This window comes from Brevibacterium sp. FME37, from assembly GCF_014897485.1.
Taxonomy (GTDB): Bacteria; Actinomycetota; Actinomycetes; order Actinomycetales; family Brevibacteriaceae; genus Brevibacterium.
The window spans coordinates 1-12,340 of sequence record NZ_JABUYE010000007.1 but is presented as its reverse complement, the minus strand read 5'-3'; the positions used below and the strand labels follow the sequence as shown (position 1 = coordinate 12,340).

Genomic DNA, 12,340 nt, shown 5'->3' with positions numbered 1-12,340 from the left:
TGCCGGTGGTGGTCGCCAGTGCTGCTATCAGCCAGAGGAGCGGTGCTCATGGTGAGTTTCCCGCATGATTCCTGAGAGATGGCTTGATAGCAATGGTGTATTGCGGCAGAGTGGGTAGTCGTTCACGACCGCTCGAATCGAAAGGCCTCATGGATACCTCCGACGAAGCAGAGGGCAATGAGGTGGGAGAAACGACCTCCTCTGCGCCGAAAAACGACATAGACAATCCTCACCTGTTGGTCAAAGGACCCGATCCGATCAGATTGCATCTGTCGCGCGATGTGTCGCTGGCAGAAGCCGACACTGATGATGAGATCACTGCCAAGTTGAAAGCGCAGGGGGTGCGCCTCGGCAAGGGCCTGATCGCTCCGGCCGTGTTCTGGCCCGCGCTGATCACCATTATTCTGGTGGCACTGCTGGCGATTCTCCTGCCCAAGGGCACGGACACGGTTCTTACCAACGTCAACGATTGGATCGTGGCCAACCTCGGCTGGTACTACATGCTTGTTGTGGGCGGATTCGTCCTCTTCTCAATCGTTCTCGGATTCTCGAAATTCGGAAAGATCACGCTCGGTCGCGACGGGGAGAAGCCCGAATTCGGAGTCTTCTCCTGGTTCGCCATGCTCTTCGCAGCCGGTATGGGCATCGGCCTGGTCTTCTACGGCGTCGGTGAGCCACTGACCTATGCCACATCCGGCCCCAAGCCGGGATGGGACGGCAGCGAAGCGGATATCTCCAAGTTGGCGATGGCCCAGACCTTCATCCACTGGGGACTGCATCCTTGGGCGATCTACGCCGTGATCGGACTGGCGCTGGCCTACGCGATCCACCGCCGCGGACGTCCGGTCTCGATCCGCTGGGCGCTCGAGCCTCTGCTCGGGCACCGCGTCAAGGGCTGGATGGGCGATATCATCGACATCCTCGCCATCTTCGGCACCGTCTTCGGCATTGCGACCTCACTGGGGCTCGGCGTCCAGCAGATCTCGTCCGGTCTCCAAGCGATCGGGCTGGTCGGCGAGGTCGACAATATGTTCCTCGTCATCCTCATCGTCGTCATCACCTTCCTGGCCACACTGTCCGTGATCTCGGGAGTGGGCGCGGGAATCAAGTGGCTGTCGAACATCAACCTGTCGCTGGCAGGCCTTCTGCTCATCGCCGTGCTGCTGCTCGGCCCCACCTTGTTCCTGTTCCAGAACCTCATCGAATCCCTCGGCGTCTACCTGGCGAACTTCTTCAACATGACCTTCGACGTCGGTGCCTACACCGGCGAAGAAGGCGCCGAGTGGGCATCCAGCTGGACGATCTTCTACTGGGGTTGGTGGATCTCCTGGGCCCCGTTCGTCGGTGTGTTCATCGCCCGAATCTCGCGGGGACGCACCGTCCGGGAGTTCATCGCCGGCGTCCTCCTCGTGCCCACCGTGGTCGGATTCATCTGGTTCGCCGCACTTGGCGGCACGGGAATCTACCGACAGCTCTTCGGCGAGGGCGGCCTGGTCGACCCGGAAGAGGGAGTCGTGGCAGAGAAGGTGCTCTTCGACGTGCTCAGCTCCCTGCCGATGGGCAGCATTCTCTCTGTGATTGCCATCATCCTCGTGGCGATCTTCTTCATCACCTCCTCGGACTCGGGATCGCTGGTCGTCGACATGCTGGCGTCCGGCGGACACCCGAACCCGCCGGTGTGGTCACGCGTGCTGTTCGCCGCACTCGAGGGTGCTCTGGCGATCGGACTGCTCCTGGCCGGCGGCCTCGGTGCTCTGCAGGCGGCCTCCCTGGCGACGGCGCTGCCGTTCAGCATCATCCTGATATTCATCGCGATCTCGATGGTGCGGGCGTTCCAGATCGAATCCGTCAGAGCTCGGGAGATCGAGACCGGTCAGCGTTACCACGAGGTCGGTGAGCACATCGCCGATGACTTCGACGAATACCTCGGCGACAAGGTCGATGCACGCATCGACTATCGACTGTCACGGACCAAGGGCGTGTTGAACAGGGCGCCCAAGGAGGAGCGGAAGCCCAAGGGCTCGCGGTAGGGGCCTGCCTTCCGCAGGCATCTGCCTTCCGCAGGTATCTGTCTGCGGCAGGGCCCGTCGAAGCAGCAGAGGCGACCAGGGTATTTATCCTGGTCGCCTCTGCTGTCTGCGTTTTCGAGGAGGAGACGAGAATTCTCCGTGCACGGCGAGGACCGCTTCAGCTGGCAACGGGAGACCGAGTAGTCTGGGGGCAACCGAAAGCGCATTGAATCCACCGATCAAGGAGCCCGTATGCCCATTGCAAGCCCCGAAGTGTATGCCGAGATGATCAACCGGGCGAAGTCAGAGGGCTTCGCGTACCCCGCGATCAACTGCACCTCCTCCCAGACGATCAATGCGGCCATCCGCGGCTTCGCTGAGGCCGGATCCGATGGAATCGTTCAGATCTCGACCGGCGGTGCCGAATACATGTCCGGCCCGACGATCAAGGACCGTGTGCGCGGTGCCATCGCGTTCTCCGTCTTCGCCGCCGAGGTGGCCAAGAGCTACGACGTCAACATCGCACTGCACACCGACCACGCCCCGAAGAAGGAGGTCGAAGAGTGGGTGAAGCCGCTGCTGGCTCTGTCGACCGAACGTGTGAAGAACGGTGGCGAGCCCTACTTCCAGTCGCACATGTGGGACGGCTCCGCAGTCCCGCTGAACGAGAATCTCGTCCTCGCCGAGGAGCTGCTTGAGCTCTCGGCGGCCGCGCACTCGATCCTCGAGATCGAGGTCGGCGTCGTCGGCGGTGAAGAGGACGGTGTCGAGAACGAGATCAACGACAAGCTCTACACCACGGTTGCCGACGGCCTGGCTACGGTCAAGGCCTTGGGCTCGGGCGAGAAGGGTCGCTACCTCACGGCTCTGACCTTCGGAAACGTCCACGGTGTCTACAAACCGGGCAATGTGAAGCTGCGCCCGGAACTGCTCGGTGAGATCCAGACCGATGTCGGCGCCGAGGTGGGCAAGGACAAGCCATTCGACCTCGTCTTCCACGGTGGTTCGGGTTCGAGCGCCGAAGAGATCGCCGAGGCGGTCCGTCACGGTGTCGTGAAGATGAACATCGACACGGACACCCAGTACGCCTTCACCCGTCCGGTCGTCGAGCACATGTTCCGCAACTACGACGCGGTGCTCAAGATCGACGGTGAGGTTGGGAACAAGAAGATCTATGATCCGCGCGCCTATGGCAAGGCGGCCGAAGCCGGCATGGCCGATCGCATCGTCGAGGCCTGCCAGAACCTCGGTTCCGCAGGCACCAGCCTGAAGTGATCGGCACACTCCGAATCAGTGCAGCCAGTTGAAGTGACAGCACACCAGCACTAACAGCTCAGCAGTACGACGCGAGGTCCGGGACGCCATTGTCCCGGACCTCGCGAGCATTCACTGACTTGTATTCAATTATTGTGTTGTGCTCAGCCTTCCGAGACCGCTTCGCCCGCATTCACACGGGCGGATCGTTTGTCCCAGAAGTCGGCATTTCTGATATTCAGCGCCTTGGGATCGAAGACCGGATCCAGGCCCTGCTTCGTCTGACGTTCGAAGTCCCGGAGGAGCTTGAACGCCGGGCCCTGCAGGAAGAGGATCGCGATGATGTTGAGCCATGCCATGAGCCCCACACCGATATCGCCGAGCGCCCAAGCGCTGCCGGAGGTCGACATTGCACCGACGGCGACCGCGACGAGGATGAGCACCTGCAGGACGCGTGTGCCGATGGTCAGCGCCAGGGGGTTCTTGAACCGTCCCAGCAGGTAGACCAGATTGGTCTCGGCCATGTAGTAGTACGCAACAATAGTCGTCAGTGCGAAGAGGAAGATCGAGATCGCGATGAAACCAGCGCCGAAGCCGGAGATCATCGTGTCGAGACCGGCCTGTGGCCACTTCTCGCCCGGAGTCGCAGCGATCGACTCGACCATCTGACCACGGCCCGTTCCGATGATCGTCTCACCATCATCACCGAAGACCTTGTACATGCCGGTGGAGAGGATCATGAACGCGGTGGCGGAACACACGAACAGAGTGTCGATGTAGACCGAGCCGGCCTGGACGAGGCCCTGCTTCGATGGGTGTGAGACCTCGGCGGCCGCAGCCGCGTGAGGTCCGGTGCCCTGACCGGCTTCGTTCGAGTAGATTCCGCGCTGGACGCCCCACTGGACGGCCATGCCGATGATTCCGCCGAAGGCGGCTTCTGGACCGGCATCGATGCCGAAGGCCGACTTGAACACGAGCTCGAAGACCGGGACGATCTGGTCGGCGTTGATGAGCGTGACGGCGATCGCGGCGATGATGTAGATGACGGCCATGAAGGGTACGGCCAATGAGGCGAAGTGCGCGATGCGCTTGACTCCGCCGATGACGATGAAGCCCATGATGATCGCGAGGATGACCGCCGTGATCCAGGTCGGAGTTCCCCACGCGTTCTCAACGGCACCGGAGATCGCGTTGGACTGAATGCCGGGAAGCATGAAGCTCATGGCCAAGACGGTTACAGCCGCGAAGACCATGCCGTAGACCTTGAACAGTCCCTTGGCCTTGGTATGACGATAGGCCTTCTCGATGTAGTAGGCCGGACCACCGCGGTACTCGCCGGTCTTGGGGTCCTGCTCCTTGAACACCTGACCGAGCGTTGATTCGACATAGGAGGTCGACGCGCCCAGCAGCGCAGAGATCCACATCCACACGATCGCTCCGGGGCCGCCGAAGCCGATGGCGGTGGCGACGCCGGCGATGTTGCCGACGCCCACACGACCGGCCAGCGACATCGCAAGTGCCTGGAATGAAGAGACACCCTCATCGGAGCTCTTGCCGCGGAACATCTGCGTGAAGATGGCTTTGATCTGTCGGATCTGGACTGCGCGCGAGCGGATTGTGAAGTAGACACCGGCACCGAGGCACAGGTAGACGAGGGCAGATGACCAAATGATGTTGTTGAGCCAGTCGAGGACTGCGGACATGCTTCTCCAATCAGGGAGGCAAACAATGGAATCGAACAGTGAGCGGAATCCAGCAGGGAGCCGGACCAAGCATTTGCATGGGCGATCACGGAAGGGAGCATGGGATTTCGCTGTGACCGACCTCATAAGTCAAACGGATTGTGACCCGCGACGCAAATCTCGTAGTCACAGCCCGAGAAATCAGGCCGGTCTCCGTCTTCGGTGGAGCCATCGACATGTTTCAAAGTGATGACAGAGTGGGCCGAATCATAGTATTCGGTTCACTATTTGGGACGGTCGCCGTAGGATGTGGTGCGGATCTCTTCGAGCAAAGACGACACGGAGAGCACTTTGGATGACAAGGAACACAATGAAACGTCGAACTGGTGCAAAGGCAGTGGCCATCGCCGCTGCCGGCGCTTTGCTACTCTCGGCATGCTCTACCTCGGCCACCGACAAAGACGGCAAAGAGGGCGGTGGTTCCCTCACAGTGGGCACCACAGACAAGGTTGTTGCTCTCGACCCGGCCGGTGCCTATGACAACGGAAGCTCGCTCGTCGAGCAGCAGGTCTACCCGTTCATCCTGGCGTACAAGCCGGGAACCGCGGAGCTCAACCCCTCCATCGCAGAATCGGCGGACTTCAGCGAGCCGACGAAGTATGAGGTCAAGCTCAAGGACGGACTGAAGTTCGCCAACGGAAACGAACTCACCTCCTCGGATGTGAAGTTCTCATTCGATCGACAGCTGAAGATCCAGGATCCGAACGGACCGTCGTCCCTCCTCGGCGGCCTGAAATCAGTGGAGACCCCGGATGACTCCACGGTCATCTTCAACCTCAAGCGCAAGAATGACCAGACCTGGCCAGGCGTGCTGGCCAGCGCCGTGGGGCCGATCGTCGATGAGGACGTATTCGAACCGGACAAGATCACCGAGAACCAGGACATCGTCGACGGCAAGGCCTTTGCCGGTCCGTACACGATCGACGGCTTCAAGTTCAACGAACTGATCACCTACAAGGCGTACAAGGACTACGCGGGCTACCTCGAGCCTGCGAAGACCGACACCGTGCAGATGAAGTACTACTCGGACGCCAACAACATGAAGCTCGACGTCCAGGAAAACACGATCGACGTGGCCTGGCGTTCGCTCTCGGCCACCGATGTCGAAGACCTCGGCAAGAACGAGGACCTCAAGGTCCACAAGGGCCCTGGCGGCGAGATCCGCTACATCGTCTTCAACATGGACACGATGCCCTTCGGTGCCAAGACCGATGACGCAGATAAGAAGAAGTCCTTGGCCGTGCGTCAGGCCATGGCAGACTCGGTCGATCGTCAGGCCATTGCCTCCCAGGTGTACAAGGACACCTTCACTCCTCTTTATTCGCACGTTCCCGACGGACTGCCGGGAGCCGATGAACCGTTGAAGTCGGAGTACGGAGACGGTCAGGGCGGTGCCGACGTCGACAAGGCCAAGAAGGCTCTCAAGGACGCCGGCGTCAAGACCCCGGTCACGCTCAACCTGCAGTACAACCCCGACCACTACGGTCCTTCCTCGGGCGACGAATACGCTCTGGTCAAGGATCAGCTGGACAAGACGGGGCTGTTCAAGGTCAAGCTGCAGTCAACCGAATGGGTGCAGTACAACAAGGACCGCACCGATGACGTCTACCCGATGTACCAGCTGGGGTGGTTCCCCGATTACTCGGATGCCGACAACTACCTGGTGCCGTTCTTCTACGACACCGACGAGACGCCCAGCTTCCTGGCGAACCACTACCGTGACAAGACGATGAACAAGGAACTGAATGCTCAGTCCTCCATCGACGACAAGGGCAAGCGGGCGGAAGCGCTGAAGAAGATCCAGGGTCAGTTGGCCGATGAGCTGCCGTCCCTGCCGCTGCTTCAGGGCAACCAGATCGCGGTGTCAGGCAAGGATGTCAAGGGCGTCGACGACACCCTTGACCCGGCGTTCCAGTTCCGGTTGGCGCTGCTGAGCAAATGAGAGCGCGAACCACGCACGTCGCCATCGACGTGAGAGTGCGCAGGGCTCTGCCCCGACGATCACCGAACTGATCGTCGGTACGAGGTGCAGGTGAGCCGCCCGGCCCACCTGCACCTCGTGGTGCGTTCGCGCAGGCCTCTCAGTCTGCCCGCACCCGCACCCCATCGTGCCCGCGCTCTGTGGCATCGAACGAGAACCACGTCGACACTCGAGATCATCGAGCTTCGACGCCAGCAATGAAGGAACACATGTCTGCAGCCATCAGCGAACCAGGGGCAGAAGCCGCCGAGACCTCGGTCGCGGTGAAGAAGCCCTCGGGGGGCGGATTGGGACGCTACGTCGTCATCCGATTCCTCCTCATCATTCCGACCATCTTCATCCTCACCACTCTGGTCTTCTTCCTCATGCGGATCACCGGTGACCCGATCACCGCATCCCTGGGCGGGCGCCTGACCCAGTCCCAGCTGGCCGAGCGTATCCACGCCGCCGGCTACGACCGGCCGATCCTCGTCCAGTACTTCGAATACATGGGCAATCTGCTCAAGGGCGACTTCGGCACCGCGGTCTCCGACGGCCAGCCCGTGTCGTCTATCCTCCTCAACTACGGAACCGCGACCGTCGAGCTCGTCTTCTACGCCCTCATCGTCGCGTTCATCCTCGGAATCCCACTCGGAATGCTCGCCGCCTACCACCGGGACAAGGCGCCGGATGCCGCACTGCGCATCCTCGCGATCCTCGGCTACGCCACCCCCGTGTTCTTCGCCGGCATGATCCTCAAACTGATCTTCGGCGTCTTCCTGCCCATCCTGCCCGTCGCAGGACGCGGCACGACCCAGACCGAATACATCATGTCGGGCGTGGTCGGGCCCACCCGGTTCTACATCATCGATGCGATCCGCATCGGCAACTTCGAAGTTCTCGGAGACGTGCTCGCCCACGCGGTTCTGCCCGCGATAGCCCTCGGCGTGCTCACCGCCGGCGTCTTCCTCCGGCTCGTGCGCACGAACCTCATCGGCACCCTGGGCCAGCAGTACATCGATTCGGGCCGATCGCGCGGAATCTCCGAATACCGCCTGGTCACTAAGCACGCCTACCGTCCCGCGCTGATCCCGATCATCACGGTCATGGGCATGCAGATCGCCCTCATGCTCGCCGGTGCCGTGCTCACGGAGACGACGTTCGAGTGGAAGGGGCTCGGTTTCAAGCTCGCCGAGTATCTCACCGCTCGTGACTTCGTGGCCGTCCAAGGAATTGTGGTCTTCCTCGCCATCATCGTGGCGCTGACCAACTTCCTCGTCGACGTCATCGCAGCCTTCATCGACCCCCGAGTGAGGTACTGATGTCCACTGAAGACAACACATCACAGGCTCCAGACAATAACGAGATCTTCGCCGAGGCGGTCCCGGGCTCCGGCGTCCCCGCCATCGCGTTCGACGACAGAGCCAAGAAATCCTGGTTCTCCCGTCTGCCGATCGTCTCCCACCTGCGGCAGTCCGTCGGCCTGCAGCGCGGGATGCTCATCACGGGTCTCATCCTGTGTGGCATCGTCCTCATCAGCGCGATCTTCGCCCCGCTCATCGCCCCCTACGGGTTCAACCAGCTCGGCACCGCCGACGGGAACTTCGGGTCGAAGCTGCCACCTGGCGGCTCGCACATCTGGGGCACCACCGTCGGCGGCTACGACGTCTTCTCCCGTGTGGTCTGGGGAGCCCAGACCGCGGTCGCCGTCATCATCGTGGCCGTGGTCATGTCACTCTTCGCCGGTGTCATCCTGGGACTCGTCTCGGGCTACCTCGGCGGCTGGCTCGACCGGATCCTCGTCGTCATCGCCGACGCGGTCTACGCCTTCCCGACTCTGCTGCTCGCCCTCGTCATGTCGATTGCGATCTCCGGTGGCCAATCCAGTGCCTGGGGCGGCATCGCCGCAGCCGCGTTCTCGATCACCGTGGTCTTCATCCCGCAGTACTTCCGCGTCGTTCGCGCGGAGACCCTGCGACTCAAGGCAGAGCCCTTCGTCGAATCGGCGATCGTGCTCGGCGCCTCGAAGACCCGGATCATTTCGAAGCACATCTTCCGCAACGCCACCCGCACACTGCCGCTGATCTTCACTCTCAACTCCTCCGAGGCGATTCTGACTCTGGCCGGACTGGGGTTCCTGGGCTTCGGAATCGAACCCACCTCGGCGTCGGAATGGGGCTACGACCTCAACAAGGCACTGCCGGATGTGACCAGCGGTGTGTGGTGGACCTCGGTCTTCCCCGGCCTGGCAATCGTACTCACCGTTCTGGGCATCACCCTGGTCGGCGAATCGATGAATGACCTCAACGATCCGCGGCTGCGGGTCCGTCGCAAAGCGAAGACGAAGACTGCCAAGCCCGCGAAGGAATCCGCGAGTGCTGGCGTGACCACAGGTGTGGAGGCCAAGTGATGAGTGAGAACGTGAACACAGCGAAGAACATCCTCAACGTCGAGGGCCTCAACGTCACCTTCTCCACTGACGGCGGCGACGTCCACGCGGTGAAGAACGTGACCCTTTCGGTCACCCCGGGGGAGGTGCTCGCGATCGTGGGCGAATCCGGTTCCGGCAAGACCGTGACCGCGCGCAGCATCCTCGGTCTCCTGCCCGAAACCGCGCAGCGATCGGGCGCGGTGATCGTCTCCGGCAAGGACGTGCTCACCGTCTCCGGAGAGCAGCTGCGCAAGATGCGTGGAACCGATGTGTCGATGGTGTTCCAGGAGCCGTCGACGGCGCTCAACCCCGTCTACACAGTGGGATGGCAGATTGCGGAGGGTCTGCGCGCCCACCACAAGCGTGCCAGCAAGGCCGAGCTCAAAGCCAAGGTCATCGCCGCGATGGAACAGGTCGGGATTCCCGATGCGCAGAACCGCTTCGACTACTTTCCGCATCAGTTCTCCGGCGGGCAGAAGCAACGCATCGTCATCGCCATGGCGCTTGCCCTCGGCGCCGAGCTCATCGTCGCCGATGAGCCGACGACCGCCCTCGACGTCACTGTTCAGGCCGAGATCCTCGACCTGTTGCGGGATCTGCGCGATCAGACGGGAACAGCGATCGTGCTCATCACCCACAACATGGGCGTCGTCGCCGACCTGGCCGACCGGGTGGCCGTGATGTACCGCGGAGACCTCGTCGAAGTGTCCTCGGTCAAACAGCTCTTCAGTGACCCGAAGGAGCAGTACACACGCGACCTCCTCGGTGCCGTCCCCCGATTGGGTTCGACGGTTGCAGGCAGCCGAAAGGCCGCTGCCGCCTCGGCGAAGCAGGATCGCGCAGGCGAATCCACCGGCGAATCCGCAGGCGCTGATGCGGACCCCGGCAAGCCTCGGGACGAACGCGATTCCATCGTCGTTGCTCGCAACCTCGACATCGTCTATCCGGGAGGATTCGGACGGTCGGACTTCCAGGCGGTGTCCTCGGTGAGCTTCGATATCAAGGCCGGCGAGGTCTACGGACTGGTCGGCGAATCCGGATCGGGCAAGACCACTATCGGGCGTGCCATCGCAGGCCTGACCAGGGCCAGCGGAGGCAGCCTCCAGGTGCTCGGGCACGAGATGGTCGGATTCAAAGAACGCGCCTTCTCTCCGGTCAGGCGCCGAATCGGGTTCGTGTTCCAGGACCCTGCGGCCTCATTCAACCCGCACTTGACGGTCGGTGAGTGTGTGGCGGAGCCCTTCGCCATCCACCAGCGGGACATGTCACCCAGGGACCGTGAGCAGCGAGTGCGCGAACTGCTCGATTCGGTGCAGCTGCCCAGCGCCTACGGTGCCCGGTACCCGCATGAACTCTCGGGCGGTCAGCGTCAGAGAGCATCCCTGGCCCGCGGTTTGGCACTCGATCCGGAGCTGCTCGTCGCCGATGAGCCGACCTCGGCCCTCGACGTGTCGGTGCAGGCCAAGGTGCTTGAGCTGTTCGTCGAGCTGCAGAACAGATTCGACTTTGCGGCCCTGTTCATCAGCCACGACCTGGCCGTCGTCGACATGCTCTCCGATCGCATTGGGGTGCTCTTCCATGGTGAGCTGCTGGAAGAAGGGACGGGCGAACAAGTTCTCGGCTCGCCGAGCAACGACTACACGAAGCGACTCATCGCTTCACTGCCGGTGCCCGACCCGGACGAGCAGGCCAAGCGCCGCGAACTTGCACGCAGCCTGCGCAGCTCCGTCGGCTGAGCCACGCGGTACCGTGTCGGGCCACAACTAACTGACGGGGGCCCACGCTACCTCGCGCGAGGTAGCGTGGGCCGCCGTCAGTTAGTTGTGAGGGGGTGTTTGCGGAGCCTGGCAGGAAGAACTCATTCTGGACTTCAGGCTGCGTCTTGTGCTTTGCGTTTACGGATCCGGTTGACTCCCGCAACGGTCGCGCCCACAACGACCAGAATGACTCCCACGATGGCTATTGGCAAACCAGCGAGGGAGAGAATTCCAGCTCCGATGTCGGCGTCGCCAGGCTCGCCCGTATAAGTGTTAAGGAACCACCCCAGAGCCCAAATGGCAAGGCCGAACGCGGTAATCACGAGCCCGCCGATCCAAGTCAGTTTTGTCATATCTGTCCTTCCGCGCTCGTCGATTATGCCGGGTTGCGTGATCCTGCGTAATGTTTCTTTCCGACCTTTCTTACACCGTCGTAGTAGACGGTCGACATAGCTATGCACTTGTTGTATTCATCAGCGACCGTCGGCAGCGTTAGGCTGGGGTATCCTGCTTTGCATGCAGCCTTCAAGTTGGACCGAAGCTTCTTGTCGCAGCTGATTCTGTCAGTCGACGACCCATAGCAAATATCAGGTTTGTCGCATGCAGGTTTGAAGTTTGCGGCGCCATAGCCGTCTGGGACCTTTGTGCAATCATTTGGACTCCCCATTGCAGTTGATTTGCCTGGGTCTCCGTATGTGTTGACCCAGGTGTCAATGACCAGTCACCTATCTCTGCGTCTCTGGCGTCAGTCTTTGAGGGAGCCTTTCCTGGAGTCTTGTTAATTTGAAGATCGTCATAATCCGACTGGCTCCATGTGGCAGTCCAGCCGTTGTGAGTATATGAATGCTGCGCTGACGCTGCGACTGCTTGTGATGGTTGAACCGTGGCAATTGTCGCCAAGTGCAAGGAACAGGCAAGCCGTAATGGATTGCCTGGTGGATGCGTAATAGCTTTGTGTTTCTCCTTCTTCGTTGGTGCACTGTGAGGTGCATCGCTCAAGGAGCCTAGATGTACAGATCTATGGTTACATGGGTGGTTGTAATAAAAATACTTTTGACCGAGCAGGCCAAGCGCTGCGACCTCGCCCGCAGTCTGCGCACCTCCGTCGGCTGAGTCGGGGGAGGGTCTAAAGATACCCGAAGGTGCTAATTACGCGCGGCGCCGCGCGTAATTAGCACCTTCGGGTA

8 protein-coding genes are annotated in these 12,340 nt (G+C 61.4%); 6 read left to right on the top strand and 2 right to left on the bottom strand.

All coding sequences use genetic code 11. The features are described from left to right. The first annotated feature begins 149 nt into the window (after positions 1–149). Both INT29_RS09855 and fbaA read left to right on the top strand, forming a co-directional pair. On the top strand, positions 150–2,030 hold the full coding sequence (locus tag INT29_RS09855; RefSeq protein ID WP_226829657.1) for a BCCT family transporter: 1,881 nt from the start codon (positions 150–152) through the stop codon (positions 2,028–2,030). 231 nt (positions 2,031–2,261) lie between these two features. Further along, the gene (gene fbaA, locus INT29_RS09850) at positions 2,262–3,284 is read left to right on the top strand and encodes a class II fructose-bisphosphate aldolase (RefSeq protein ID WP_096157663.1); all 1,023 of its coding nucleotides are present in this window, start codon (positions 2,262–2,264) and stop codon (positions 3,282–3,284) included. 143 nt (positions 3,285–3,427) lie between these two features. Here the strand turns inward: fbaA and INT29_RS09845 are convergent, their stop codons facing one another. Then, entirely contained in the window at positions 3,428–4,966 is a 1,539-nt protein-coding gene (locus INT29_RS09845; protein ID WP_096157662.1) for an alanine/glycine:cation symporter family protein, read from the bottom strand. A 349-nt stretch (positions 4,967–5,315) separates the two neighbouring features. Here INT29_RS09845 and INT29_RS09840 point away from each other — a divergent pair, with 349 nt between their 5' ends. From INT29_RS09840 to INT29_RS09825, 4 genes are all read left to right on the top strand, one after another. Beyond that, complete coding sequence (locus tag INT29_RS09840) at positions 5,316–6,947, top strand: ABC transporter substrate-binding protein (protein ID WP_096157661.1); 1,632 nt, start codon at positions 5,316–5,318, stop codon at positions 6,945–6,947. Between the two features lie 248 nt (positions 6,948–7,195). Next, a complete protein-coding gene (locus INT29_RS09835; protein ID WP_096157660.1) occupies positions 7,196–8,287 on the top strand; it encodes an ABC transporter permease in 1,092 nt (363 codons plus the stop codon). Next, on the top strand, positions 8,287–9,375 hold the full coding sequence (locus INT29_RS09830; protein WP_226829658.1) for an ABC transporter permease: 1,089 nt from the start codon (positions 8,287–8,289) through the stop codon (positions 9,373–9,375). The genes INT29_RS09835 and INT29_RS09830 overlap by 1 nt, the downstream gene beginning before the upstream one ends. Continuing rightward, positions 9,375–11,132 carry a dipeptide ABC transporter ATP-binding protein gene (locus tag INT29_RS09825; protein WP_096157659.1) on the top strand — a complete coding sequence of 586 codons (1,758 nt, stop codon included), beginning with the start codon at positions 9,375–9,377 and terminating at the stop codon, positions 11,130–11,132. Before INT29_RS09830 ends, INT29_RS09825 begins: the two co-directional genes overlap by 1 nt. A gap of 134 nt (positions 11,133–11,266) precedes the next feature. Here the strand turns inward: INT29_RS09825 and INT29_RS09820 are convergent, their stop codons facing one another. Beyond that, positions 11,267–11,506: a hypothetical protein gene (locus INT29_RS09820; RefSeq protein ID WP_096157658.1), complete on the bottom strand. Its 240-nt coding sequence runs from the start codon at positions 11,504–11,506 to the stop codon at positions 11,267–11,269. Positions 11,507–12,340 lie beyond the last annotated feature (834 nt).

Coding starts and splice junctions, on each gene's coding strand:
- INT29_RS09825 (WP_096157659.1), top strand. CDS start 9,375: ATGAGTGAGAACGTGAACACAGCGAAGAACATCCTCAACGTCGAGGGC.
- INT29_RS09845 (WP_096157662.1), bottom strand. CDS start 4,966: ATGTCCGCAGTCCTCGACTGGCTCAACAACATCATTTGGTCATCTGCC.
- INT29_RS09840 (WP_096157661.1), top strand. CDS start 5,316: ATGAAACGTCGAACTGGTGCAAAGGCAGTGGCCATCGCCGCTGCCGGC.
- INT29_RS09820 (WP_096157658.1), bottom strand. CDS start 11,506: ATGACAAAACTGACTTGGATCGGCGGGCTCGTGATTACCGCGTTCGGC.
- INT29_RS09830 (WP_226829658.1), top strand. CDS start 8,287: ATGTCCACTGAAGACAACACATCACAGGCTCCAGACAATAACGAGATC.
- INT29_RS09855 (WP_226829657.1), top strand. CDS start 150: ATGGATACCTCCGACGAAGCAGAGGGCAATGAGGTGGGAGAAACGACC.
- INT29_RS09835 (WP_096157660.1), top strand. CDS start 7,196: ATGTCTGCAGCCATCAGCGAACCAGGGGCAGAAGCCGCCGAGACCTCG.
- fbaA (WP_096157663.1), top strand. CDS start 2,262: ATGCCCATTGCAAGCCCCGAAGTGTATGCCGAGATGATCAACCGGGCG.